This is a genomic window from Pontibacter liquoris (genome assembly GCF_022758235.1).
In the GTDB taxonomy this organism is placed as follows: domain Bacteria; phylum Bacteroidota; class Bacteroidia; order Cytophagales; family Hymenobacteraceae; genus Pontibacter; species Pontibacter liquoris.
The window spans coordinates 246,937-272,332 of the sequence record NZ_JALEBG010000003.1; the positions used below are offsets into that span (position 1 = coordinate 246,937).

At 52.5% G+C, this 25,396-nt stretch carries 21 protein-coding genes; 3 read left to right on the forward strand and 18 right to left on the reverse strand.

Annotation, left to right across the window (positions count from 1 at the left end; genetic code table 11):
• Positions 1–11: 11 nt before the first annotated feature.
• From LWL52_RS18060 to lon, 13 genes are all read right to left on the reverse strand, one after another.
• The gene (locus LWL52_RS18060; protein ID WP_242922824.1) at positions 12–560 is read right to left on the reverse strand and encodes a cob(I)yrinic acid a,c-diamide adenosyltransferase; all 549 of its coding nucleotides are present in this window, start codon (positions 558–560) and stop codon (positions 12–14) included.
• 5 nt (positions 561–565) lie between these two features.
• Entirely contained in the window at positions 566–1,285 is a 720-nt protein-coding gene (locus LWL52_RS18065) for an ABC transporter ATP-binding protein (RefSeq protein ID WP_255749829.1), read from the reverse strand.
• Between the two features lie 16 nt (positions 1,286–1,301).
• Entirely contained in the window at positions 1,302–4,334 is a 3,033-nt protein-coding gene (locus tag LWL52_RS18070) for a tetratricopeptide repeat protein (RefSeq protein ID WP_242922826.1), read from the reverse strand.
• A 134-nt stretch (positions 4,335–4,468) separates the two neighbouring features.
• Positions 4,469–4,756, reverse strand: coding sequence for an Asp-tRNA(Asn)/Glu-tRNA(Gln) amidotransferase subunit GatC (gene gatC, locus LWL52_RS18075; protein ID WP_242922828.1), 288 nt, complete (start codon positions 4,754–4,756; stop codon positions 4,469–4,471).
• The gene (locus LWL52_RS18080; RefSeq protein ID WP_242922830.1) at positions 4,698–5,504 is read right to left on the reverse strand and encodes a lysophospholipid acyltransferase family protein; all 807 of its coding nucleotides are present in this window, start codon (positions 5,502–5,504) and stop codon (positions 4,698–4,700) included. Before LWL52_RS18080 ends, gatC begins: the two co-directional genes overlap by 59 nt.
• A gap of 206 nt (positions 5,505–5,710) precedes the next feature.
• On the reverse strand, positions 5,711–6,265 hold the full coding sequence (locus LWL52_RS18085) for an NUDIX domain-containing protein (protein WP_242922833.1): 555 nt from the start codon (positions 6,263–6,265) through the stop codon (positions 5,711–5,713).
• A gap of 220 nt (positions 6,266–6,485) precedes the next feature.
• Positions 6,486–6,692, reverse strand: coding sequence for a hypothetical protein (locus tag LWL52_RS18090; RefSeq protein ID WP_242922835.1), 207 nt, complete (start codon positions 6,690–6,692; stop codon positions 6,486–6,488).
• 197 nt (positions 6,693–6,889) lie between these two features.
• A complete protein-coding gene (locus tag LWL52_RS18095) occupies positions 6,890–7,345 on the reverse strand; it encodes a GNAT family N-acetyltransferase (protein ID WP_242922837.1) in 456 nt (151 codons plus the stop codon).
• 83 nt (positions 7,346–7,428) lie between these two features.
• Positions 7,429–9,327 (reverse strand): acetate--CoA ligase, encoded by a 1,899-nt coding sequence (gene acs, locus LWL52_RS18100; RefSeq protein ID WP_242922839.1) that lies wholly within the window; start codon positions 9,325–9,327, stop codon positions 7,429–7,431.
• Between the two features lie 720 nt (positions 9,328–10,047).
• Complete coding sequence (locus LWL52_RS18105; RefSeq protein WP_242922841.1) at positions 10,048–10,776, reverse strand: SDR family NAD(P)-dependent oxidoreductase; 729 nt, start codon at positions 10,774–10,776, stop codon at positions 10,048–10,050.
• A gap of 339 nt (positions 10,777–11,115) precedes the next feature.
• A complete protein-coding gene (hslU, locus tag LWL52_RS18110; RefSeq protein ID WP_242922843.1) occupies positions 11,116–12,510 on the reverse strand; it encodes an ATP-dependent protease ATPase subunit HslU in 1,395 nt (464 codons plus the stop codon).
• 407 nt (positions 12,511–12,917) lie between these two features.
• Positions 12,918–13,979, reverse strand: coding sequence for a type IX secretion system protein PorQ (gene porQ / locus LWL52_RS18115; protein WP_242922845.1), 1,062 nt, complete (start codon positions 13,977–13,979; stop codon positions 12,918–12,920).
• A gap of 194 nt (positions 13,980–14,173) precedes the next feature.
• Positions 14,174–16,663: an endopeptidase La gene (gene lon / locus LWL52_RS18120; RefSeq protein ID WP_242922848.1), complete on the reverse strand. Its 2,490-nt coding sequence runs from the start codon at positions 16,661–16,663 to the stop codon at positions 14,174–14,176.
• Positions 16,664–16,892: 229 nt separating this feature from the next.
• On the opposite strand from lon, the gene LWL52_RS18125 reads away from it, so the two are divergent.
• Positions 16,893–18,872: an OmpA family protein gene (locus LWL52_RS18125; protein WP_242922850.1), complete on the forward strand. Its 1,980-nt coding sequence runs from the start codon at positions 16,893–16,895 to the stop codon at positions 18,870–18,872.
• A 147-nt stretch (positions 18,873–19,019) separates the two neighbouring features.
• Here LWL52_RS18125 and LWL52_RS18130 read toward each other — a convergent pair whose 3' ends face one another.
• From LWL52_RS18130 to LWL52_RS18150, 5 genes are all read right to left on the reverse strand, one after another.
• Positions 19,020–19,520 (reverse strand): DUF6702 family protein, encoded by a 501-nt coding sequence (locus LWL52_RS18130; protein ID WP_242922852.1) that lies wholly within the window; start codon positions 19,518–19,520, stop codon positions 19,020–19,022.
• Between the two features lie 193 nt (positions 19,521–19,713).
• Entirely contained in the window at positions 19,714–21,027 is a 1,314-nt protein-coding gene (rseP, locus tag LWL52_RS18135; RefSeq protein ID WP_242922861.1) for an RIP metalloprotease RseP, read from the reverse strand.
• Positions 21,028–21,080: 53 nt separating this feature from the next.
• Entirely contained in the window at positions 21,081–22,232 is a 1,152-nt protein-coding gene (locus LWL52_RS18140) for a 1-deoxy-D-xylulose-5-phosphate reductoisomerase (protein WP_242922863.1), read from the reverse strand.
• 24 nt (positions 22,233–22,256) lie between these two features.
• Positions 22,257–22,388 carry a four helix bundle protein gene (locus LWL52_RS18145; protein WP_242922865.1) on the reverse strand — a complete coding sequence of 44 codons (132 nt, stop codon included), beginning with the start codon at positions 22,386–22,388 and terminating at the stop codon, positions 22,257–22,259.
• A gap of 286 nt (positions 22,389–22,674) precedes the next feature.
• Positions 22,675–24,177 carry a GH3 auxin-responsive promoter family protein gene (locus LWL52_RS18150; RefSeq protein WP_242922867.1) on the reverse strand — a complete coding sequence of 501 codons (1,503 nt, stop codon included), beginning with the start codon at positions 24,175–24,177 and terminating at the stop codon, positions 22,675–22,677.
• 164 nt (positions 24,178–24,341) lie between these two features.
• Between LWL52_RS18150 and LWL52_RS18155 the strand changes: the two genes are divergently transcribed.
• Together LWL52_RS18155 and LWL52_RS18160 are read left to right on the forward strand one after the other, a co-directional pair.
• Positions 24,342–24,776, forward strand: coding sequence for an OsmC family peroxiredoxin (locus LWL52_RS18155; RefSeq protein WP_242922869.1), 435 nt, complete (start codon positions 24,342–24,344; stop codon positions 24,774–24,776).
• A 64-nt stretch (positions 24,777–24,840) separates the two neighbouring features.
• Complete coding sequence (locus LWL52_RS18160; protein ID WP_242922871.1) at positions 24,841–25,350, forward strand: hypothetical protein; 510 nt, start codon at positions 24,841–24,843, stop codon at positions 25,348–25,350.
• The last annotated feature ends 46 nt before the right edge of the window (positions 25,351–25,396 follow it).

The window sequence follows — 25,396 nt, forward strand, 5'->3', positions numbered from 1 at the left end:
TCAGGTATAAATCAGATGCGGGGCTTCCAGGTTACTTCTTCGGCGCCGAGCTCCTGCGTCATTATACGGCAAAGGGCAAACAGATAATCCGACAGACGGTTTAAATAAATAATCACCAGGTCCTCCACTTCCGATTCCTCCTGTAACCCGATAGCCAGGCGCTCGGCCCGGCGGCACACGCAGCGGGCCACATGGCCAAATGATACCGAAGGATGACCGCCTGGCAGCACAAAAGCGCGCAGCGGCGGAACGGCAGCCGTCATACTATCAATTTCCGTTTCCAGCAAATGGATATCCGCTTCGTGCAGGTCTGGCGTTTTCATTTTCGACTTTCCGGGATCGGTGGCCAGCAGAGAGCCGATGGTAAACAGCCTGTCTTGGATCTCTTTCAGAATAGGGGACCGGCTTTTATTTACTTCCTGGTCGCGTACCAGGCCAATGTACGCGTTGAGCTCGTCTACAGTTCCGTAGGCCTCGATGCGCAGGTGCGACTTAGCAACCCGGGTGCCCCCGATGAGGGATGTGGTGCCTTTATCGCCTGTTTTGGTATATAGCTTCATGAATGTTACTCTGCCTGTAGCTTAGCGGCGGTCACGATATCGGTATTCTGCACATCCGATTCTACCAGGCCGTCGCGTAAACGGACAATACGATGCGCATACCGGGCAATGTCTTCCTCGTGCGTTACCATAATGATGGTGTTGCCCCGGGCATGCAGGTTCTCAAACAGCTCCATAATCTCGTAGGAGGTCTTGGAATCGAGGTTACCGGTCGGTTCGTCGGCAAGTATAATGCTGGGATTGTTGATGAGGGCGCGCGCAATGGCCACCCGCTGCCGCTGCCCGCCGGACAGTTCGTTGGGTTTGTGCTTGCCGCGGTTGCCCAGGCCTACGCTTTCCAGGGCCAGCTGGGCCTTCTCTTCGCGCTGGCTTTTGTTGTAACCGGCATAAATAAGGGGCAGGGCCACGTTCTCTAAAGACGATTGGCGCGGCAACAGGTTGAAGGTCTGGAACACGAAGCCGATCTCTTTGTTGCGCACTTCGGCCAGTTCATTATCGGTCATGTTGCTCACATCGTTCCCATTCAGGATATAAGTGCCGCCCGTAGGCGTATCCAGGCAGCCGATGATGTTCATGAGCGTGGATTTTCCGGAACCGGACGGCCCCATAAAAGCCACATACTCGCCTTTTTGAATGGTGATGGTGACCGATTTTAGGGCATGGATCGTTTCGCTGCCCATGCGGTATACCTTCGAGATATCGTGCGTTTCGATGATCGTGTTCATACAGCCTTTTTCATAGTTACCAGTTCTCAGCGCGTGTGACTACATCCTGCCGCTGTTTTTCATATTTCTTACTAAATGTAGTATATTCTGAGGCAGGAAGCAAACTTTGCAGCGTGACCAGAGCCTGGTCCGCATAGCTTTGTAAGCCCTGATTCAGGCTTTCCAGGGCATAAGCTTTGTAGAGCTCCGCCGAGTAGGGGTTGTAGGTAATGCCGCTCAGCAGGATGTTGTAAGCACGCTCCTGGCCCGGGTCATGCTGCCGGAAGAAGTCTGCCGCTGCCAGCACCACATCCTCGTCGTAGAGCAGCATCTTAAGAGCCTGCTGGTACCGCTCCGCGGCCTCCCGGTTGCGCCCTTTGGCCGCCGCCACGCTGGCTCTGAAGTATAAGTTCAGGCGTTTGTCCCGGTCTGTCAGGTAGAGGTTGTTCATGCGGCTGAGCAGCACATCGTATTCGCGGGTATGGAGCCAGAGCTTCAGTTGCTGCACGTTCAGGGCCGAGCGCAGCTCCCCTTCCGGCTGTAGCTGGGCTGCCGTTTCTTTGATCGCCTGATGGGCCTGCCCCCACTGTTTGCGGCGCATCAGGTACCCGACACGCGCCACCAGCGCCCAGCGCTTCATGTCCTTTTCGGTGATAGCCTGCACCAGGGTGTTTACCTGCTCGGGGCTCAGCTGCGGCAGGTAGGTAAGCAGGTATTGCACCTTCTCTTTATCCGTGCCCTGCAGGGTAATCTGCCCCAGAGGCCGGCGCAGCACCGTGGCTAGCGCCTGTGCCGCCTGTGTGGCTTCGGCATCTTCGGTATAGGCTACTTCTTCCAGCGCCTTTACGGCATCGGCAGGCTTGTGGGCCAGCGCCAGCGCGTAGCCTTCTGAGAGGTACGCCGGCATGAATCCCCTGTCTTTGGCCTGTTTGAAGTATGCCGCCGCAGCCTGGTTATTCTGCTCTTCCAGCATCCAGATAGCCAGGGCATTGTAATAGTACCCGCTACGGTTGCCGGCCTGCAGCGCCAGATTCTCCAGCACGTCACGGGCCTCTTTGGGGCGCCCATTGTAATGGTGTACCAGCGCCTTGAGGTATAGCAGGTCTTCGAAGAAGAGTTGGTTGCCCGGCACCTTCAGGTAGGTATTGATGGCCTTCAGGCGGGTCGTGTCGCCCTGGTCGAGTGTGCTGATGGTCTGGTTATAAAAAAGCGTCAGGTCCTCTACCGCTTTGAGCGAATCGGGCTCGAAAGCATCTTTTTCCTGCGGCTCCATGCCCAGTAACTGCCGCAAGGCAGCCATGTTGCTGCGCAAGGGTTTATAGGTGCCGTTGCTGCTCTCTTCCATCACGGCCTGTGCCGGCGCAAGCATGGCCTGCCGGGTATAAAACGCCAGGCGGTTGCTGCTAACAACATCCTTGTCAGTGCTATACTTGTCGGCCAACTTAAAGTAGTATTCGGTGCTGTCCTGCACACTGGTTTGCATGTAAAGTAGGGCCAGGTTGTTGTAGAGTTCGCCGCTTTCCGGAAACTGCTCTGCCCCTTCGCGCAGCACGTACAGCTTCTCAAAAAAGTATTGCTTTTCGTCGTAGAGGTTGGCCAGGCGCACAAACAGTTTCGGGTTAGGCCGCTTTTCCAACGTATTTTTCATCTGCAGGATCTCGTTGTTGCGCTGGTCCTGCTGGCGGTACAGGCCGGCCAGGCTGTAGTTGGCTTTCACGTTGTTGGCGTCGTAGAGGTCGCTCTCTTCGTAAAAGCGCTGGGCCAGGATGTCGTTGCCCGAGGTGCGGTACAGGTCGCCGATGTAGTTGTAGTAACCGGCCTTGGCATAGAAATAGGAAAGGTACTGCGTCCGGATCACCAGGATGGCGCACAGAATCAGGCTCATGAGCAGAAACGTGGCCAACGAGAACCGCTTGGGCTCATACACCACTTTGTATACCTGCAGGCGCTGCGCGATCAGGCCCCCGAAGTTGAGCAGCAGGTAAATAAAAAAGCCGAAGCCAAAAGCCAGGTGCGTGTACACGATCACGTCGCGGTACATGGCAATCAGGGAGTCGTTGGCAGTGGCAAAGGCATAGCCAATGCTCAGAAAGGCCAGGGTAGCAAACACCAGGTAGAGCACCGCCCCCGCCGGCCTGAACAGAAACAGCGGCCGGTAGTAGGCCTCGCGCTGCCGCATGCCCCAGAAACCGGTGACGACCGAAAGCAGCAGGATGACGAAGCTGTTGAGATAGAAAATGTCGGCTTTCACGTAGCCCAGTTGGTGCAGGTATAAGAGCAGCAGGTTTAGCAGGTAGAGCACCACGATGAGTACGAACTGCCACAGGCTGAAACGACGGTCCGGCGTTTTGCCCTGTGTATTGATCCAAAGCAGGGCGTTTACGTTCTCATAGCTCACCCAAAGTATAAACAGCACGGTAGCGGCCAGCAGCCCGATGCTGCTGTAGCTGACCAGGTGCAGGGTAACGAGCGTGGCCGGGAACTCGGCCTCGCTGTACAGCAGCATGCCCAGCGCCAGCAGCACAGCCGCCATAACCAGCACGCGCCAGCCAAACGCCACCTGTTGCCAGAACGCCTGAAAGCCATAGCTGACAGCGGCCAGCACCACAATACTGAGCAGCAGCATGGTCTGGCCGCCGCTGCCGAATATTTCCAGGATATCGAAATTGAAAGTGGCCAGGAACAGCATGAGCAGCAGCACGCCGCCAAAATAGGCCAGGCGCTGCATGGTGCTGATGGCAGCCGTATAAAAAGCAAGGCAAATAGCAAGTATACCCAGCAGCCCGGTAGCCGCCAGCGTGTTGACGTAGGGCCGGGCCACATCATATTGCTCCAGCAGCAGGTAACCGTCGGCCGAGAGGGTGAAAGGCTGCAGCAGGTGCGTGCTCTCGTGCACCGGCAGCGGCACCACCTGCAAGTCGCTTATCTTATCCCAGGCAAACGTAATATTTTCGCCGGTGAAGTAGTGGTACACGCCCAGCAAAAGCGCCAATACCGCTAACAGCAATAAAAAAAGATAGGGATACCTGGTGTCCGTATCCCATCCCTGCCAAAACTTAATCTTACTCATAGGTTATTTTCGACACAAGTATCAAGACATAAAATGCAAGACAGTTAAATTATTCGGCCTGCTGTTCAGCCTCAAATAGGCGATCCATTCCAACGCTGTTAAGCAGGGGTTGTCCTTATACTTATGCTCAGGGCTTATTCCAGTACTTTGGGCACACGGAAATAATCAGAGTCTTTTTTAGGCGCATTCAGCAGCGCTTCTTCGTGCGTTACCGTGTTTTGCACCACATCATTGCGCAGCACGTTCACCTCTTCCGACATATGAATGAGCGGCTCGATATGCTCCGTATCAAGCTGGCGCAGCTGATCTACCCAGTTCAGGATCTTGTTCAGGTCCTGCAGCATTTCCTGCTCTTTCTCCTCGTTAAACTCCAGCCTTGCTAAGTGTGCTATTTTGCGGATAGTTTGAATATCTGTTGACATGTGCTCTATGGTGTTTCGTTATTTCGGTTTGAATAATGTTAAATACCTGCTCTTTCAGCATGGGCAGGTCTGCTAAGGTCAGGCCCTTGGTGGCGACCGGCTCATGTATGATGATCTTGAGCGGATGCCAGCGTACTTTCAGCTTCCCATCCAGGTCGGGCATAAAGTGCTGGTTATAGGGCATAGTAACGGGCACCACGGGCAGCTGCTTTTCAATGGCGATCCGGAAAGGGCCGTCTTTAAAGGCCAGCAGCTTCTCGCCGGCTGTTTTGGGAATGGTGCCTTCCGGGAAAATAGCCAGGTTGCGCCCCTGCTCCAATGTTTTGATGGACCGCAGATAGCTTTTGGCACTGCTTACAGCGCTTTTGCGGTCTACGGTAATGTATAGCTTGTCGTAGATCTTGCCCCACAGCGGCACTTTGGCCAGCGAGCTTTTGCCCACAAAATTAAGAAACCCGGGAATGCTGTGCAGCATCATCGGTATATCAAGGTAGGAGCTGTGGTTGGGCGTGAAAATGTAGCGCTGGTTGGGATCATACTTCATGCGCCATTCTACGGTGAGGGGCGCTAGGAACATCCGCAGGAAAATGGTGGACCACACCCGGTTAAAGTAATGCACATGCCTGTACCACTTTTTGTTGCGCACCAGCAGGGCCTGCACCGGGTAAGTAGCCAGAAACGGTACTACAAACCAGGTAACACACCAGGTAGTATACACACGATGGTACAGGTATTTTAGGGCTTTCATGTAGTCAAATGTAATCATTATCTGCCATTCTGCAACGGCTACCTCTATAACGCTGCGGAGTAGTAGGACCGCATACCTTGTGCAATTTATACTTTGGTTGTTCCAGCGGGCCAGCCGCCCGTAACCTCCTCACAGCTAAGCGGATCAACTCAAACCACCGGGCATTTTGTACGCCAACCTATCCTTTCTGTAAAAAGGCGCGCAACTTATTTCTTATCAAGTATAAATGCGGCCTTTAAGATACCGGCCACGCTGATGGCATCGGTGATCTCGTTGTTGAGTGCCATGCGCACGGCCTCGGTAAAAGGCACCCGCCGGATGTGCAGCTGCTCTGTTTCTTCAAATGCTGTTTCGCCGGCCTTTAGTTCCTGGGCCAGAAAAACAAAGCCTTCTTCGTCGGTAACCGAGTTGGAGGTATGCAGGCGGCAAATGTTGGTCCATTTGGCGGCCGTAAAGCCCGTCTCTTCCTTCAGCTCCCGCTTAGCCGACTCCAGGATATCGTTTTCGATCAGGCCGCCGCCCATCGGTATTTCCCAGCTATACTCGTTGAGCGGGTAGCGGTACTGGCCCACCAGGTAAGTATAGCCTTCATCATCAATCGGGATAATGCCAATGGCCTTGTTCTTCATGCTCACCACGCCATAGATGCCTTCGCCGCCGCTGGGGTTGAGCACTTGGTCTTCGCGCACTTTTATCCAGGGGTTCTGGTATACATGTTTGGTAGAAAGGGTGGTCCAGGGGTTGTGGGTTTCGTCGATCATGGCAAAAGGGTTGTTGGGATGCAAAGATAGGCGGAATGCGGATTTATTTGCCCCATCCGTGCAGGACTTGTTTGCCATGTTGCCCATTAAATTTTACCTGAGAAGCCGATGCCTTGGTTGTGTGTCTTGGTTTTGCCAACAGCTTGTGCAGCCTACTCACCACCCCAGATCTACAACCGCAAATGAAGCAAACTGATGTGGTGAACTGTTCTGCTACTGCTTAACAAAAGTCCTGCTCCTTTTTGGATGCCCTTTTAAGCCTTACTTGTTTTGAGAACAGGATTATACTTAAGATCACCAGGCCTATCGCAAGCCCTTTTATAAAACCATCCGCTGCATCAGTTAAAGGAAAGTACTGTTTAACAATAAAGCTGAAGCTCAATGTAACAGCGCCAAGCACCAGTAATAGCAAAGATTTTCTGCTCATTTGTATCGTTAGTTTTGGTTATAGAATGATACTATCTGTCAATTACATGCAGTCAAGGTCCCGTATAGAAGGCGAACGGGGCAAAGCCGAAGTATGGCTTCTATATCTTCTGCAATTATTCTCATCACTAACGCCCTCAAGTAAGTAGCGGGTGCGCGTTTACACAATGCGCCTGCTATGCTTCTTTGTGCTAGATGCTAGGAGTGAATTTCTCTCTTCTTTCTCAGCCAATCCTCGCTGGTCATCTCAAACTTAATTTCATTATCACTATCAAGCCCCTTTTCTGTCCAACCCAACTTTCTATAAAATTTTTCTGCCCGCGTGTTTGGTGATGTTCCCAACCAAACCTTTTCTTTTCCGGTAGCGAAATACCAATCAAGCATTAGATTGTGTAAATGACGCCCGATCCCTCTTCCTTCAAATTCAGGTTTCAAAAACAAAGCCCAGATATTATTGTCTTTTAAGTCTGCAATTGCAAATCCAACGATCAAACCATCCACTTCACAAACCCAACCTTTTCCTCTCCTGAATAAAAACTCTTCGCAGTCATCGTCTGTCACCCGGTCAAGGTTGGACAGAATATTCTCTTTTACTGAATGTCTCACAATTTGTATTTGCTTGACATCGTAGATGTTTGCTTCTCTGTATGTCATATATTTTGCATAGAAGAAAAAGTGCTGCTAAACCGAAGTCTATTCGGTTTAGCAGCACAATGTAAAGTTGGCAAATCTAAATCTTACAAAGCCCCGGCCTTGATCTCGTCCACTACATCCGGGTCGAGGAGCGTAGAGGTATCGCCCAGGTTGGCGGTATCGCCTTCTGCTACTTTGCGTAGAATGCGGCGCATGATCTTACCAGACCGCGTCTTGGGCAGGCCGCTCACGATCTGTATCTTATCGGGTTTAGCAATTTTACCGATCTTCTCCACCACCGTTTCAATGATCTCGGCACGCAGGTAGTCCTGGCGCTCCGGCACATCTTTACAGATCACGAAGGCATAGATGCCTTGCCCCTTGATATCGTGTGGATAGCCTACCACCGCCGACTCCACCACATGCTGGTTGTGGTTGATGGCCTCTTCGATCTCGGCCGTTCCGAAGCGGTGCCCGGATACGTTGATCACGTCGTCCACACGGCCAATAATGCGGTAAAAGCCATTCTCATCGCGCTTGGCACCATCGCCGGTAAAGTATAAGCCCTTGTAAGTAGAGAAGTAGCTCAGGCGGCAACGCTCGTGGTCGCCGTAGGTGGTGCGGATAATGCCGGGCCACGGGAATTTCATGCACAGGTAACCTTCCACTTCGTTCTCCGTGATCTCTTTGCCATCGCTGTCGAGCAACACCGGCTGAATGCCGGGCAACGGGAAAGCAGCGTGCGCCGGCTTGATGGGTGTAATATTGGCCAGCGAAGAGATCATAATGCCACCCGTTTCGGTTTGCCACCAGGTGTCTACCAGCGGACAGCGCTCTTTGCCCACGTGGGTATGATACCAGTGCCAGGCCTCCTCGTTGATAGGCTCGCCAACCGAGCCCAGCACCCGCAGCGAGTCCAGGCTATAGGAAAGCACATCATCGATATCGCCACTCATGAGCGAGCGGATAGCGGTTGGCGCAGTATAGAAAATGGACACGCCATACTTGTCGCATACCTGCCAGAAACGGCCCATATCCGGGTAGGTGGGCACGCCTTCAAACATCAGCGTGGTGGCACCGGCCAGCAGCGGGCCGTACAGCAGATATGTATGGCCCGTGATCCAGCCGATATCGGCGGTGCACCAGTATACATCACTTTCCTGGTACTGAAACACGTTGCTAAAGGTATACTGGGCATATACCATATAGCCGCCGCAGGTATGCACCACGCCTTTCGGTTTGCCCGTGGAGCCGGAGGTATAAAGTATAAACAGCATGTCTTCGGCGTCCATTTCTTCGGCAGGGCAGTCTTTGCTCACGTCCTTTGTTTCGTCGTGGTACCACACATCACGGCCCTCTACCATGTTCACGGCCCAGCCCAGGCGCTCTACCACAATCACTTTCTCTACGGTCGGGCAGGTTTCCAGCGCCTCATCCACCACCCGCTTTACCGGTATCTGCTTGGAGCCGCGGTTCAGGCCATCCGAGGTCAACACCATCTTCGCGCCGGCATCGTTGATCCTGTCGGCCATACTTACGGCCGAGAAACCGGCAAAAATAACCGAGTGAATCGCGCCGATGCGGGCACAGGCCAGTACAGCAAACGCCAGCTCGGGTATCATGGGCATGTAAATGCACACGCGGTCGCCTTTGCGGATGCCGTTCTTCTTCAGCACGTTGGCAAACTGGCACACACGCTCATGCAGCTCTTTGTAGGTAAAGCGCACATAGCGCTCTTTCGGGTCGTTGGGTTCCCAGATCAAAGCCAGCTTATTGCCGCGGGTTTTCAGGTGGCGGTCCAGGCAGTTTTCAGTGATGTTGAGCTTGCCCCCGATAAACCATTTCACATCGGGCTCCTCAAAATTCCACTCCAGCACTTTGTCCCACTTTTTGCGCCAGGTAAAGGTTTCGGCAATGTTGGCCCAAAAGCCTTCCGGGTCCTGCACACTGTGGTTGTAAGCTGATTTGTATTCTTCAAATGTTTTGATCTGGGTATTTTCCATGGTTTTGAGTAATGGTAAGGAAAGTATAAGATGCGCTTTAGATAAGGCGTTTAAAAGCCCTATAAGTTTAGGATAAAAACCGAAAAGCGCAATAGCACGGCAGATAAACTGTGTTTTAACGGGGTGATGAACTGAGTGAAGTATAAATCGACATAGGTAAACGCCCCCTTTGACTCCCAGGAAAAAGGGCTGTTCAGTGCTACTTTTTGCCATCCTGTAAATCACAGATCCCGCATTTGTTGCGAGGAATCTTGTAGGCAAGTAGCAACGGCATAGACTCCCAGGGACAGGGTCCCTCTCTTTCCAGCAGGTTTCTTTGCAGAATAACAGAGTTTTGTAAGCTTAATTTGTCAAGACTTAACGGCCTTACCTCGCAGGGTGAGGAATAATCAAAAGGGATTTGCAGAATAAGTATAGGGCGCTGCGAGCCCGTGAAGTCAGAGAGACTCCACATTATAAAAAGGCACAAGTTCGAAAAGTTGCGCCAGCCGTCTGCAAAATGAATTTCCTCTCCCTAAAGGCAAGGCTGTTAAGTACTAAAAGGATAAGCACAAAAAGCACTGTCATTCTGTTAAGAATCTTGGAAGAAAAAGAGGGCCCCTACCCCCGGAGGTTAAGCTTTGCGGCTTGCCCACAAGATCCTTTCAGGATGACAAAAAAGTAGAACTTAACGGCCTTACCTCCCCCTAGGGATTGGAGGTGGGTTAGCAACTTTATACTTTACATGTTCCGTACCGATACCAGCACATCGTTATACTTGCTGGTGTGATGCAGGAAGTGCACGATCTTGCGCCCGACTTCTTTAGGCGAGGCCAGCTCGTTATGGGCTTTGTAGTTGCGGAATTTTTCTACAGTGCTGAATTTTGCCGCATCACTTTCCCGGATATTCTCCTGCATCTGCGTGTCTACCACGCCCGGCGACAGCGCGTATACTTTCACGCCCGAACCGCGTTTGTCCTGCTCCAACTGCACGGTTTGCGAAAGCATGTCGAGGGCCGCTTTGGAAGCGCAGTAGCTGGCCCAGCCATCGATCGGGTGCTGCCCGGCACCGGAGCTCACATTCACAATCACTTTTTCAGCCGGATGCTCCCGGTATACCTGCAGAAAGGTGTTCATCAGCATGGCCGGCACCACCACGTTTACATCAAACACAAATTCAAAGCGCTCATTGGGCATGTCCTCGCCCACATACCCGATATCGCCCAGCACACCCGCATTGTTGATCAGCACCAGCTTTTCAGCATCCGGATAAGGCACGAACACTTTCTGCAGGTTGTGCTCTACAGCCGGTACATCCGACAGGTCGAGGGGCTGGTGGCGGTAGTTGGGGTGTTCGATGCTGCTGGTCCGTGACACGCCTACCACATGGTTGCGATCGTCTTTCAGGAGTTCTTCTGCAATGGCCTTGCCTATGCCTTTGCTGGCGCCGGTGATGATGTAGAGATTCATGGGAGTTAGAGAGTTTAGAAGTTAGAAAGTTAAAGCGTTAAAAAGTCAAAGCTCTCATCCTAAGTTACGGATACGAATTGAGTTGAGGTTATACCTATACTTTGTGAAGAGGTTTTGCCAACGAAAAAAGCTGGTGCCTCTGCCATCACAGAAACACCAGCTCTTAAAGTATAGCTGCAAGTATAAGCCAATTCACGCGCGTCCGGAGACTCGCCTGGCTAAAGGCACCAGTTAATACCCGCGCCAGTTCTTTAGCAAGCCTGTGCACGATTGGACAGGTCGCGACTAGTCCCTACAAAAACTGCAACTCTTTAACTTTCTAACCTTCTAACTTTCTAACTACAGAATATACTGGCTCAGGTCGCGGTTTTTCACCATGCCGGAAAGTTTTTCCTGCACCATGGCGCGGTCTACCAGGATGTGAGCGTTGGCTCCTATTTTGTCCGGCACATCAAAGAGGATGTCGTTGAGCAGGCGGCTCATCACCGTGTGCAGGCGGCGGGCGCCAATGTTCTCCACTTCGGCGTTTACCTCAAATGCAATGGAAGCTATTTCGTCCAGCGCCTCGTCGTGAAAGGCCAGCTCCACCCCTTCTGCCGCCAACAAGGCCACGTATTGCTTGGTCAGGGCGTTTTTCGGAAACTTCAGGATCTGGTAAAAATCGTCTTTGGTCAGGCTGTCCAGCTCCACACGGATCGGGAAACGTCCCTGCAGCTCGGGAATCAGGTCAGAGGGCTTGGCCACGTGGAACGCGCCGGCCGCAATAAACAGAATATGGTCGGTGTTGATCACGCCATACTTGGTATTCACGGCAGAGCCTTCTACAATCGGCAACAGGTCGCGCTGCACGCCTTCGCGGCTCACATCGGGGCCGCCGCCGCCTTTTTTGCTGGAGCTGGCTACTTTATCGATCTCGTCAATGAAGATCACACCGGAGTTTTCGGCCTTAAAGATCGCTTCTTCTTTCACCTCGTCCATATCAATGAGCTTGGAAGCTTCTTCTTCCAGCAGGATCTTGCGGGCTTCGGCAATGGTTACTTTACGCTTCTTGGTCTTTTTAGGCATCATGCCGCTGATCATCTCCTGGATGTTCATCATCGAGGCCTCGTCCATTCCGGGGCCCATCACGCCCATACCGGGCATAGCGCTCTGCTGGATCCGGATCTCGATCTTACGGTCTTCCAGTTCGCCGTTGCGGATCTTTATCCGGAATTTCTCGCGGGTGCGCTCGTTCAGTTCGTAATCATTATCGGGCATGGCGTGCGGATCAGAACTGATGGAAACAGGCGAGGCATTGCGGCCCTGGATGGGCGGAATGAGCGCATCCAGGATGATGTCTTCCACCAGCTCGGCAGCTTTCTGTTTCACATCTTCTTTCTTGCGCGTCTTCACCATGTTCACCGACTGCTCTACCAGGTCGCGCACCATACTTTCCACGTCGCGGCCCACGTAGCCTACTTCGGTAAACTTAGAGGCTTCAACTTTGGTAAACGGCGCATCAGCGATCTTGGCCAGGCGGCGGGCAATCTCGGTTTTACCTACCCCCGTTGCCCCGATCATCAGGATGTTGTTGGGCACGATTTCGCGCTGAATGCTTTCATCCGCATTCATGCGGCGCCAGCGGTTGCGCAGCGCAATGGCTACGTTGCGTTTGGCGTCTTTTTGCCCGATGATGTATTTGTCCAGCTCCGCTACGATCTGAACTGGTGTTAAGGATGCGATATTTTCTAACATGGTAATTTCCTTTGTTTAAAATCAGGTCTTGATGCGACCCAATTATCGTCACAGTAAGATATTATAAGTAACTCCTTATGTATAGGAGTTATTACGTGAATTAACTTTTTATGCTCTTTGTTAGCTTTCGCCTCGCCGGCTAGGCCTTCCTTTTCTCCTTGATGGGGGTAGGGCCCTCTATAAAGAGAAAAGGAAGCAAAAGAATCAAGACGATTTGTCTAAAGGGGGCCCCTACCCCCACTCGCTGAACGCTCAAATAAAAAATCGTCAAAAGCGCACCTGGCTGCTGTACTTGTTGCATAGCCAATAAATTGAAGGTGCAATACATGTATACTTACACCTTTGAAGCCATGAAGTATAAATTGACCTGCTCCCAAGTATAAAGTCTTGTGTCTAATGTCTTGATACTAACGTCTTGATACTTGTGTCTTTTTCTTCCTTTTCAAAAACGTACGGGTGTTGGTGCTCACGGTAATGTAGTGGGTTGCGCCGGACGGGTGGAAAAAAGCGCTGCTGTAGTTGAGCTCAAAGGCCCGCACGCGCAGCATAGCACCTGCCGAAAAACCTGCCCCGCCCGACCGGGTATCGAGCCGCAGCTCTTTGCGGCGCAGGTGGTTGTAGCCGGCGCGCAGCTGAAAATTCTTGCTGAACACAAACTCGGCTCCGGCCACAAAATGGCGCGCAATCTTATCTCCCAGCTTTTTCTCTTCCTTCACTTCGTTGCCATGCTCATCCAGCTGCCCTTTTGCGTTCGGGTCCAGGTACACGATGTCGAATTCGTATAGTCGGTGCGCGGTAAGCGAGAGCCGCACGGGCATGTGCTCGGGTTTGTAGCTCAGGCCCATCTGCGCATCAAAGGGCATCGGCTGCCGCTCGCCATCATCATAGGGTTTTACCTGGTAGCCGATATTTTTAAACGCCAGCCCTACCCTAAATTCTTTCTCCGGATGCTTAAACGCCACGCCTGCATCGGCCAGCATTCCCACCGCTTTGTTTCCCGCTATACTTGATACAGCCATTTTTGCCGTAGCTCCTATCGTGAAAGCGTCCATTTGCCGGGCATGCGTGATCGCTAACGTGTAATCATTTGCCCGGAAGCTGCCTTCTGCTGCCCCGGTGGCGTCGCGCTGCACAAAATCGCCGTAGTTGAGGTAGTTTATACTTGCTGCCCAGCGGCCATGCTGCTTCGTCTTAAACGCATACGCCAGGTTGCTCTGCCTGATATCGGCCAGGTAGCCCACATACCCCAGGCTCAACTGGTTGTCCATCTCCTCGTTCAGCAAAGCCGGGTTAGCACCCACCATACTTACATCGTGCGCGCCGGCGCTTACATTCACCCCGCCAAGGGCAGCTTGTTTGGCACTAACCGGCAACTCCAGAAACGGAAAACCACGCTGCCCGCCTACCTGCGCATGTGCTGTGAGCGCGAGCCCCAGCAGTGAGCAAAGTATAAGGGCGGCCTTGTACATGGGTTTTTAAATTTTGAATAACTGACTTTTGAATACCTGAATATTTTAAGTCCTATCATCTTGAAAAGATCCTGGAGGCAACATGAGCAGCTGATGCATCTTGCCACTAGGATCCTTTCAGGATGACAGTGGGGAAAGGGCAAGTATAAATTCGCTCAATCACTTGTTCAGAATTCAGTTATTCAGAATTCAGCTTACTCCACCACAGCCTTTGCTTCTTCCGTTACCGTTAGCTTCAGCGGATTTTTCACTTTTTCCTTCAGCAGCGCAATTTTCACTACTTCATCCACACGGTCTACATAATGGATGTGGAGGCCTTTGATGTACTGCTCGGGAATCTCGTTGATGTCCTTCCTGTTTTTCTGGCAAAGGATAATGTCCGTAATGCCTGCGCGCTTGGCTGCCAGTATCTTCTCTTTGATGCCGCCTACCGGTAGCACTTTGCCGCGCAGCGTGATCTCGCCGGTCATAGCCAGGCGCGATTTTACTTTGCGTTGCGTAAACACCGACGCAATCGAGGTAAAAATAGCGATACCGGCCGATGGCCCATCCTTCGGCACTGCTCCTTCCGGGAAGTGAATGTGCAGGTCATACTGGTCAAACAAACGGTAGTCGATGTCCAGCAGGTCGGCATGCGCTTTTAAGTAGGAGATGGCCGTCATGGCCGATTCCTTCATCACGTCGCCCAGCTGCCCCGATAGGGTGAGTTTGCCTTTGCCTTTACTCAGCAACGATTCGATAAACAGGATGTCGCCGCCCACCGAGGTCCAGGCCAGGCCTGTTACCACGCCGGCCGTGTCGATGTCCTGGTATATTTCCTTATCAAATATCTCGGAGCCCAGGCGCTTGACCACATCCTCGGGTTTGATGGTGGTCGGGTATTTTTCGTCCATGGCCTTCAGCTTGGCCGTTTGGCGCACTAGCTGGCCAATTTTGCGCTCCAGGTTCCTAACGCCCGATTCGCGGGTATAATCTTCGATAATCTTTTGGATCGTTTGCTTCGGTACTTTGGCATCTTCCTCCTGCAGGCCGTGCTCGGCTACCTGCTTAGGCACCAGGTGGCGTTTGGCGATCTCGGTTTTCTCTTCTAAAGTATAGCCCGTCAGCTCAATGATCTCCATGCGGTCGCGCAGGGCAGGCTGAATGGTATCCAGGGAGTTGGCCGTGGCAATGAACAGCACCTTGGACAGGTCATACTCCACATCCAGGTAGTTGTCCATAAAGGTATGGTTCTGCTCAGGGTCCAGCACCTCCAACAGGGCCGAAGATGGATCGCCCCGGAAATCGGAAGCGATCTTATCGATCTCGTCCAGGATGATAACTGGGTTGGAGGAGCCCACTTTTTTTATCTGGCTGATGATCTTGCCCGGCATGGCGCCCACATAGGTGCGGCGGTGGCCACGTATTTCGGCCTCGTCGCGGATGCCGCCCAATGACATCCTGACATATTCTCGCCCCAGTGATTTGGCAATAGAGCGGCCCAGCGATGTTTTGCCCACGCCCGGAGGGCCATAAAGGCAAAGGATCGGCGCTTTCATGTCGTTCTTCAGTTTCAGCACAGCCAGGTACTCCAGAATGCGCTCCTTTACTTTCTCCAACCCGTAATGGTCAGCATCGAGTATCTTTTTGGTGCGCTTCAGGTTAAAGTTGTCTTTGGTATACTCGCCCCAGGGCAGGTCGAGCAAAAACTCCAGGTAGTTTACGGCTACCGGGTACTCAGCAGCCTGCGAGTTGAGGCGGCCCAATTTGTCGATCTCTTTCTGGAAGTGCTTGGCTACCTGCTCTGGCCATTTTTTCTTTTTGGCGCGCTCCCGGAAACGCTCGATCTCCTGGTCGGGGCCTTCCTGGCCCAGTTCGTCCTGCAGCACCTTTATTTGCTGGCGCAGGAAATAGTCGCGCTGCTGCTGGTCTATATCGGTGTGTACTTTGGTATGGATTTCCTGCTTGAGCTCCAGCAGCTGGATTTCGCGGAGCATCAGCTCCAGCAATTGCGTGCCGCGCTCTACGCCATCGTTCACTTCGAGCAAGGCCTGCTTCTGCCCTACTTCCACGTTCAGGTTGCTCGAAAGGAAATGCGTCAGAAAGCTGGGACTGTCAATATTATCCAGGGCTACCTGGGCTTCCTGCGGAATCTCGGGGTTGAGTTTGAGCATTTTGCCGGCCGCATCTTTCAGCGACTGCACCAGCGCCTTTACCTGTTTATTTTTCCGATCCAGCTTGGTTTCCTTGCAAAGGCTTACTTTGGCTGTCAGAAACGGTTCTTCCTGTGTGATCTCGTCGATGCTGAAACGGCTCTGCCCCTGAATAATAATGGTGGTATTGCCATCAGGCAGCACCAGCATCTTCAGGATCTTGGCCACTGTGCCCACGCCGTACAGGTCTTCGGCCGTCGGGTCGTCGGAGTTTGTGTTCTTCTGGGCAACTACGCCAACCAGCTTATCGCCTTTGTGGGCTTTGCGCACCAGCCGCACCGATTTTTTACGACTCACGGTTATAGGCAGCACCACCCCCGGAAACAACACGGTGTTGCGCACGGCAAGTATAGGCAGCTCCTCAGGCAGTTCACTGGCTGTCATCTCCTCGTCGGCATCAGCCGTAATGATCGGAATCATCTCTACTTCGTCGTCCCCTGAAAGCCCGCTCAGCAGCAGGTTGTGTAAAAAATTGCTTTGTGTATAGTCCATAGTATTGTTCGGTGCCAAAATGGCAGAAAAGCACTTTCCAGTCCCCCCTTTTCTGCCTTGGCTATTTATAGTCAAGTCTTGTGCCAAGCCGTTTAAGCGGCTCTTTTGTCGTAACCGCAAAAACAGAAAATGCAGCTATCCATAAAAAAATATAACAACAGAAACATTCCGCTGCAAAAATATAGTATAAAGTTAATATATTTGTGCACTACATTAACGATCGCGGCAGATGAAAGGTGCATCCCTGGTGGGGTTCTGGTTATTACTGTTCCTGTTGCCTTGGGCAGCGGGTGCGCAGCAATACCAGCAAATCCCGTTAGAGGCACCTGCCAATGGCCTGAAAGTACACAAATCTTCGCCAAGCGCAGAACGGCCCCTCGATTTTCCTAATTTAAATAAGATTCCTTATTACAGTGAGCGCAAAAAGCTGGCGGCCATTCAGAAACTGGAAAAGCGCCGGCAGTATAAACGGGTGCTGCCCCTGCTCGAAAATTATGTACAGCATTTCGGGATCGAAAACTTTTACAAGGACACCTACCTGCTGTGGCACCTGGCCCAGCTCACCGAGCGGCTGGGCGACCTGGAAAAGGCCCGCACCCTGTACCGCCTGGTATTAAAGCACCACCGCACCGACGTAAGCAAGGTTACCGCCTACTACGACTCGCTGGACCAGAACACCAGGGCGCATTATGTGCCGCTAAACTACTACTACGAACTGGTAGAGTACCGCAAATCCATCGCTACGTTTAAACCGCCCAAAGGCGTATACCTCAACATGGGCGACGCCATCAACTCGCCCTTTGCCGACTATGGCCCCACGCTGCACGGCGAAGATGACGTGTTCATTTATACTTCCAAGCGAAATGTACAGGGACTGAACGGTCGTGCCAACGAGGACCTGTTCTACTCCCGGCAAAACAACGGCTTCTGGGAACAGGGCAAATCGTTTGGCAAGCCCATCAACAGCATTTACAACGAAGGATCGGCCTGCCTGAGCCGCGACGGCAAAACCTTATACTTTGCCCGCTGCGAAGCACCCGATGGCTACGGCAACTGCGACCTGTACATGGCCCGCCAGCAGCCCGATGGCACGTGGGGGCAGATCCGCAACCTGGGCGCTAACGTGAACAGCAAGGCCTGGGACTCGCAGCCAACGCTCTCGTCCAAGGAGGACACCTTATACTTTGCCTCTGACCGGCTGGGCGGCTTTGGCCTTTCAGACATTTACTTTACCTACAAAGACAAAAACGGTCGTTGGGCGCCAGCGCAGAACATGGGCCCGGTCGTGAACACACGTGAGAGCGAAGTGAGCCCCTTCTTCCACCCGCTCTACCAGGTGTTATACTTCAGTTCGCGGGGCCAGCTCTACAACTTCGGCGACTTTGATATTTACAAAACCTACCGGGTGCAGGGCCACTGGCAGGAACCGCGCAACATCGGGCCGCTGGTGAACGGCCGCGGCAGCGAGTATTACTTCACTATCGATGCGGCCTCTAAAAACCTGTATTATGCGCGCTCCGAAGCCAATGATATCCAGAACCTGGATCTGTACTCGTTCCCCTTGCCGATGGAGGCGCATCCGCTGGCGGTGACCAAAGTGACTGGCTCGCTCACCGATTCGGTTACCCACAAACCGCTGGCGGGCATCATTTCCATCATCGACCGCGACAACGGCATCGAGATTTCCTCGCGTTATATCCGGCCGGATGGCTCATTTGAATTCGATCTGATCGACAACTCGCATTATATCATTCTGATTCAGGGGGCGGACTTTTTTACCATAGAGCGGGAGCTGTCGCTGCAGGAGGACACGGATGTGCAGCTCATGACCACGGTCATCGACTACAGCATTCCGATGGTGTTCCGCAACATCGAATTTGACCCTAACCAGTCGGACATCAATACAAGTATGGAGCCGGTGCTGGATGAAGTGGCGCTGTTCCTGGTAGACCACCCTACGTTCCGGCTGGAGATCGGGGGTCACACCGACAGCGCCGGCGATGCGGATTTCAACCTCAGCCTCTCGCAGGACCGGGCAGACGCCATCCGGCACTATATTGAGCAGAAAGCAAGCATCCGGCCCGGCCGCATCGATGCCTTTGGCTATGGCAGCACCAGGCCCGTGCGCGATGAAAAAAACGAGGAAGACCGCCGTATTAACCGCCGGGTGGAGTTTAAACTGATAAAGCCGCAGAAAATACAACAATAAAAGGCTTAAGCTACGGGTGTGGCGCCGGTTTATACCTGGTGCAGCTTCATAGCGCTGTGCGCTGAAGTATGAGCGGCTGGCGTTAAACTAAAAAGGCTGAACCGCAGATGTCGGTTCAGCCTTTTTAGTTTATCGATGCTTTCGGATCTAAAAAGAGAAGGTCTTCTCCTGCTCGTCCTGCTGGAGCAGAGCGCTTTCTGTTTTGCCTTTGTAAGATACATTTACAATGTTCATCTGGTCGGGAAAGGTTTCCATCAGCACGGTATTCTTAACGTGCAGGCGCGGCAGCGCGGCTTGTTTTACCGGCACTTCCACATACAGCCACACGGCGTTGTCTTCTTCTTCGGAGCCCAGCAAGGTATACTTGAGCGGAGCGCTTTTATCCACCGCAAAAACCAGCGTGCTGTGCAGGTAGGCGGTAAGGTCCTGCTTCAGTTTCTCGGATTTGCTGTAGTGCACTTCCTGTTTGGTGCGCCGCGAAATGGCGTTTTCCAGGTCATCGGTAAACACCTTAACGGCCACTTCCAGGCTCTGGGTACGTGGGTTATACTTAATATCTGTGATGCTGGTATGGTAATTATGCGCAAAACTTGCACCGGTGCCCAGCAGTACCAAAAGCAGGGAGAGAACGAGGGATTTATACATCATATTTTTATTCGGAGGACAAATAAGGAGCAAGGGCTATGCCAAAGCTAAGTGCCTGGTAAAGATAACCGCTATACTTTAAAAGAGAAACTCCTGCTACTTCGTTCAGCGACAACTTAAAATGCCTCTAAACAGCTGTGCCCGCACAAAGAAAGGTGCGGGCACAGCCAGGCAAGTATAAAATTCTGGTTAGCGGCTAGAAGATGGTCTGGAACACATCGTTAAAGATGGCAAAGCCCATCAGGCACAGCAGAATCACCATGCCTACCTTCTGCGCATTTTCCAGGAAATTATCGGATGGTTTGCGGCCGCTCACGATCTCGTAAGTAAGGAACATCACATGGCCGCCATCCAGTGCCGGAATAGGCAGGAAGTTCATAAAAGCCAGCACCATCGACAGCATGCCGGTTAAGGACCAGAACTTAAACCAGTCGAAATGGCCGCCATAGATCTGGGCGATCTTGATCGGACCGCCAATAGATTTGGTCGGGTCGGCTTCGCCGCGGAAAATTTTACCAAAGCCTTTTATGTTGGCCGAGATCACGCCAAACGCCTGCTCAGCACCCAGCGGAATTGATTCGCCCAGGCTATAGTCGCGGGTGGCGTAGTTGAGCATCGGCTTCGGAAAAAAGCCCAGGTGGCCTTCAGAATCTACTTTAGCACCCAGTTTTATGGGCTTGCCTTCGCGCTCCACCTGCATGGTGATCTGCTTTCCGGCATTCTGCTGCAGCATTTTCTGGAACACATCGAAGAATTTGGCGTCCTGGCCATTCACGGTCAGCACGTGATCGCCGGTTTGCAGGCCTGCTTTGGCGGCATTGCTGCCAGCCTGAATCTCCCCGATCTGGAAAGTCTGGCGGGGCTGCACGAAAAACATGCGCTCCTCCTTATCCGAGAGGCGGTCCATCAGGTTAGCGGGCACCTGAATGTTTACGCGTTTGCCATCCCGCTCTACCGTGTAGTAGGCATTGCGGCCCAGCAGCGCATCCATCGAGTATACATCCTCAAACTTTTCAAGTTCCTTGCCGTTCACCGCCACAATCTTATCGCCTGTCTGAAAACCGATCTCCTGACCGATCTCGTTGGCCACCACGCCATAGCGGGCTTCTTTGGCCGGCAGGTAGCTTTCGCCATAATGATAGGTTAGCGCAGCATAAATCACGATGCCCGTGATCACGTTCACAATAATACCGCCCATCATCACGATCAGGCGCTGCCAGGCTGGCTTGGAGCGGAACTCCCACGGCTGGGGCTCCTGCTTCAGCGCCTCGGTGTCCATGGATTCATCCACCATACCGGATATCTTTACGAAACCGCCCAGCGGGATCATGCCGAGCATGTATTCTGTTTCGCCAAACTTTTTGCTAAAGATCTTCGGCGGGAAGCCGATAGCATACTTCTCTACGCGCATTCCGAACCATTTGGCTGCCAGCATGTGGCCTAATTCGTGCAGTCCTACCAGTATTGTAAGGCCCAGAATCAGCTGGCCCACCATGATCACTATATCCATCTAAAAATTAAGTTTATACTTTAAACGTGGCGCCAACCGGCGGCCAGGGTACTTTACTTTCCAATCAACGCTGCTGCCTGCCTACGTGCCTCTTTGTCTGTGTTAACATAGTCATCATAAGAAGGATTCGCAATATACGTAACTTTTGCCATACAGCTTTCCAGGATATCCGACATCTGCAGGAAACCAACCTGGTCGTGCAGAAAGGCACTGACAGCCACCTCGTTGGCGGCATTCAGGATACAGGGCATGTTACCGCCTTTTTCCATAGCGTCAAAAGCCAGCTGCAGGTTCCGGAATGTCTTCAGGTCCGGCTGCTCAAACGTAAGCTGCGGGTAGTCCATAAAACTGAAACGCGGGTAATCCGACTTCAGGCGCTGCGGGTAGCCCAGGGCATACTGTATGGGCAGCTTCATATCGGGCAGGCCCAGTTGCGCTTTGATGGAACCATCGCCGAACTGCACCAGCGAGTGTACAATAGACTGCGGATGCACCACGACCTCAATCTGTTCGTTGCGCAGGGCAAACAGCCACTTGGCTTCGATCACCTCCAGGCCCTTGTTCATCAGCGAGGCTGAGTCGATGGTGATTTTGGCGCCCATTTCCCAGTTGGGGTGCTTCAGGGCCTGCGCTTTGGTTACGTGCTTCAGCTCCTCGGCTGTACGCCCTCTGAACGGACCGCCCGAGGCTGTTAGTATGATCTTCTCGATCGGATTATGAAACTCGCCGGCCAGGCACTGGAAAATAGCGCTGTGCTCCGAATCTACCGGGTAGATGTTAACGGCATGCTGCCGCGCCAGTTCCGTAATCAGTTGCCCGGCCACGACCAGCGTCTCTTTGTTGGCCAGCGCAATTTGCTTGCCAGCTTTTATGGCCCGGATAGTAGGCAATAGCCCCGCATACCCGACCATGGCGGTAAGCACCATGTCTACAGTACTCATTTCCACGACCGAGCCAAGCGCGTTGGCGCCGGCGTATACTTTAATATCCTCGTGCTGCAGCGCTTGCCGCACGTACTCGTAGTGCTCGTCGCGGGCAATTACCACCGCGTTGGGCTTAAATTCCAGTGCCTGCGCAATCAGCAGGTCTGCATTGCTGTTGGCGGTGATCACCTCCAGCTCAAAGCTTTCGGGGTTCGCCCTGATCACTTCCAGCGCCTGCGTGCCGATGGAGCCTGTAGAGCCAAGTATGGCGATTCTCTTCATTAATTACGAATTACGAATTACGAATTACGAATTGGTGTTCTTTTCCAGTTTCGCTTTGCTCGTAATGATGATGCTATTCAAAATTTTTATTAACTCTTCACAGTCTGCGTGTATACTCTCAAACTGTTCCTGCTTTAGGTATCCGGTATCGTGCAATAATCGGCCTTTTACTGGCGCAAGCGTCTACTTGTGCCTTTACACGTTAACTGCTGCACTCCTAAACCGAAGGCAAGCTATACTTACTGGCTGCTGTTCATCTACAGCCTAACAGCCCTATAGTTGCACCTTTGGCTCAGGAGCGTAAGCCTATACTACTTGCAACCAAGATCCTTTCAGGATGACAAAAAGTAGTACGTAATTGCCTGGCTTTCTACCTTATCCAAACAGGAACTTGGTCGGTTACTCCTATTGCTGCAAAACTTCTTTTCTATACTTTAAACACTTACCCTTGCTTGCTCACCTCCAGCAAGCCTTCTGCCAGCTTGCGGTCATTGCTCAGGCGCGGCACTTTGTTCTGGCCGCCCAGCTTGCCCTGCGACTTCATGTAGTTGCGGAACGTGCCCACCGGGAGCTTCTTTATCTTCAGCGGCTGCAGGATCTTGCCTTTGATCAGGTCATCGTAGTAGGAGTTGAGCTTTCGCAGCTGTTCATCCAGTTCCTTTTCAAAATTGACCAGGTCCAGCGGCGGATGCGCAAATTCCACCAGCCACTCGTGGTACGATTGCCCTTTGTCCTGGCTCACGTACGGGGCCACGGTAAACTCGAGCAGCTCCACTTTGCCATGCCGGGCCATGGTGCGCTGCATGGCTTTTTCCACTTCCTCGGCAATCACGTGCTCACCAAAGGCCGAGATAAAGTGCTTGATGCGCCCGCTCACGATCAGTTTGTAAGGCTTCACGGAGGTAAACTTCACCGTATCGCCGATGGAATAGCTCCACAGGCCGGCGTTGCTGCTGATCACAAGGGCATAATTTACGCCCGGCTCCACCTGGCCAATGGTCAGGCGGGTGGGCTGGGCGTTAAAATATTCCTCTACCGGTATAAACTCGTAGAAGATGCCTGCATCCAGCAGCAGCAGCAAGCCCGGGTCCTGCTGCTTGTTCTGGTAAGCAAAAAAGCCCTCCGAGGCCGGGAATAGCTCAATCGAATCCACCTCCCTGCCAATCGACTCGATCATCTTTTTACGGTAGGGCTCAAAATTCACGCCACCATATACAAACAAAGAGAAGTGCGGAAAAATATCCTTAATGGGTTTGCCCGTTTGCCGGATCAGCTTGTCGAAATACATCTGCACCCAGGGCGGAATGCCCGAGATGAGCGTCATGTCCTGATCAATGGTTTCCTCGATGATCTGGTCGAGCTTCGTTTCCCAGTCCTCAATGCAATTGGTTTCGTAGCTGGGCAACTGGTTGGTGCGCAGGTAGCCGGGCACGTGGTGGTTGGCAATACCCGATAGCCGGCCCGTTTTAATGCCGCCTACTTCCTCCAGCTCCGGGCTACCCGACAGAAAGATCAATTTCCCGTCCAGGAAAGCGGAGCGGCCGGTTTCGTGCACGTAAGCCAGCAGGGCATCGCGGGCGCCGTTGATATGGTTGGGAATAGAGTCTTTGGTGATGGGAATATACTTGGTGCCCGAAGTAGTGCCCGAGGTCTTGGCCAGGTATAAGGGTTTGCCCGGCCAGAGCACATCTTTCTGCCCTTCTTTTACCAGGTTAAAGTAGTTGGCAAGGCCTTCATAGTCACGCACTGGCACGGCCTGTACATAATCAGCATGCGTGCGGATGGCGCTGAAGCCGTGGTCGCGGCCAAACAAAGTATGTTGCGCCTTCTGCAGGATACTTTCAAAAATGGCGTTCTGTGCCGCTACCGGGTTTTCGATCCAACGCTGATGTTTCTTGTGCACATAGGCCGCAAATGGCTTACTCAACAATGCTTTTACACCCATATATTCCGATTAGTGAACAGGTAAATATACCCAGATAAACCATTATTGCCATAGTATTGGCCATTTTCAGGGCCAATGTCCGGAACTTTGTTCTGCTGCTGCCAAACTTTAGCAACCATATCGGATTAAATAAGTTTGATAGAAATAAAACAAAACCAAGAGCTATGAAAAAACACACTGCAAGTGCCAAATGGGAGAAAGGACTAAAAGACGGAACAGGCTCCGTTAAAACCGGCAATGGTGCCGTAGAGTCAAAATACACGTATGCCAGCCGCTTTGGCGACAGCACCAGCGGCACCTCGCCCGAGGAGCTGATCGGGGCTGCGCATGCCGGTTGCTATTCGATGTTCCTGAGCGCGCTCATGGGCAACGAGAACATCACCCCGGAGTTTATTGAAACTACCGCCAGTGTATGGCTGGGCGAGAAAGACGGCGCGCCACTGATCCAGAAGATCGAGCTACGAACAGAAGCCAAAGCAGAGGGCCTGGATGAGGAAACCTTTCAGCAACTGGCTCAGAAAGCAAAAGAAGGCTGCCCGGTGTCTAAAGCGCTGGGGGCCGTGCCCGAGATAACGCTGCAGGCGACGCTAAAAAAGTAAAAAATTACTATATTGCGCCAAAGCCATGCTAATGGCAGCATTTGTTTCACGTAAATTTTACCGAATGGCAGCGACCGGCCGTAATGCACGAACGACCTTGGTGGTGCAACTATCTCCTACCCGTAATGCAATGTTATCCTTTACCGTTCTGATGGTCCTTGCATTGGGCTGGTTGGGATGGGCAGGTTACCTGCTTTTTTTTGACAGCACAGCCGCTCATCAGGGATACCTGTATTATATCTTTTTCGGGTTAGCCCTGGTCTTTCTGCTCTATGTCATGTTGCAGAACACGTCGGTGTTTGGGGTGCAGTCTTATTTTGAGATCACGCCGCAATACATTGTACAGAAGTATGGCGCTTTCCGCACCAAGCACATCATCCCGATTCATAGCATCGAGCAGGTGCTTATCTCGCCGCTGGCGCTGCAGGTAACCAAGAGCGATGCCACCAAGCTGTACCTGGACCTGAAGCAGGTACGCAAGAAGCGGGACCTGGAGAAGATAAAGACCAAAGTACGCGACATGGCCGACGAGTATGGCTATACGGTAACCGAATCGGCTAGCTTTGGCACCTGACAAGCGGCTGCAAGTATAAACACGATCAAATAAAAAGAGCAGCGGC

Excerpts from the sequence above, each read along its gene's own strand:
- LWL52_RS18060 (WP_242922824.1), bottom strand. The coding sequence starts at position 560 with ATGAAGCTATATACCAAAACAGGCGATAAAGGCACCACATCCCTCATC.
- LWL52_RS18065 (WP_255749829.1), bottom strand. The coding sequence starts at position 1,285 with ATGAACACGATCATCGAAACGCACGATATCTCGAAGGTATACCGCATG.
- LWL52_RS18070 (WP_242922826.1), bottom strand. The coding sequence starts at position 4,334 with ATGAGTAAGATTAAGTTTTGGCAGGGATGGGATACGGACACCAGGTAT.
- gatC (WP_242922828.1), bottom strand. The coding sequence starts at position 4,756 with ATGTCAACAGATATTCAAACTATCCGCAAAATAGCACACTTAGCAAGG.
- LWL52_RS18080 (WP_242922830.1), bottom strand. The coding sequence starts at position 5,504 with ATGAAAGCCCTAAAATACCTGTACCATCGTGTGTATACTACCTGGTGT.
- LWL52_RS18085 (WP_242922833.1), bottom strand. The coding sequence starts at position 6,265 with ATGATCGACGAAACCCACAACCCCTGGACCACCCTTTCTACCAAACAT.
- LWL52_RS18090 (WP_242922835.1), bottom strand. The coding sequence starts at position 6,692 with ATGAGCAGAAAATCTTTGCTATTACTGGTGCTTGGCGCTGTTACATTG.
- LWL52_RS18095 (WP_242922837.1), bottom strand. The coding sequence starts at position 7,345 with ATGACATACAGAGAAGCAAACATCTACGATGTCAAGCAAATACAAATT.
- acs (WP_242922839.1), bottom strand. The coding sequence starts at position 9,327 with ATGGAAAATACCCAGATCAAAACATTTGAAGAATACAAATCAGCTTAC.
- LWL52_RS18105 (WP_242922841.1), bottom strand. The coding sequence starts at position 10,776 with ATGAATCTCTACATCATCACCGGCGCCAGCAAAGGCATAGGCAAGGCC.
- hslU (WP_242922843.1), bottom strand. The coding sequence starts at position 12,510 with ATGTTAGAAAATATCGCATCCTTAACACCAGTTCAGATCGTAGCGGAG.
- porQ (WP_242922845.1), bottom strand. The coding sequence starts at position 13,979 with ATGTACAAGGCCGCCCTTATACTTTGCTCACTGCTGGGGCTCGCGCTC.
- lon (WP_242922848.1), bottom strand. The coding sequence starts at position 16,663 with ATGGACTATACACAAAGCAATTTTTTACACAACCTGCTGCTGAGCGGG.
- LWL52_RS18125 (WP_242922850.1), top strand. The coding sequence starts at position 16,893 with ATGAAAGGTGCATCCCTGGTGGGGTTCTGGTTATTACTGTTCCTGTTG.
- LWL52_RS18130 (WP_242922852.1), bottom strand. The coding sequence starts at position 19,520 with ATGATGTATAAATCCCTCGTTCTCTCCCTGCTTTTGGTACTGCTGGGC.
- rseP (WP_242922861.1), bottom strand. The coding sequence starts at position 21,027 with ATGGATATAGTGATCATGGTGGGCCAGCTGATTCTGGGCCTTACAATA.
- LWL52_RS18140 (WP_242922863.1), bottom strand. The coding sequence starts at position 22,232 with ATGAAGAGAATCGCCATACTTGGCTCTACAGGCTCCATCGGCACGCAG.
- LWL52_RS18150 (WP_242922867.1), bottom strand. The coding sequence starts at position 24,177 with ATGGGTGTAAAAGCATTGTTGAGTAAGCCATTTGCGGCCTATGTGCAC.
- LWL52_RS18155 (WP_242922869.1), top strand. The coding sequence starts at position 24,342 with ATGAAAAAACACACTGCAAGTGCCAAATGGGAGAAAGGACTAAAAGAC.
- LWL52_RS18160 (WP_242922871.1), top strand. The coding sequence starts at position 24,841 with ATGGCAGCGACCGGCCGTAATGCACGAACGACCTTGGTGGTGCAACTA.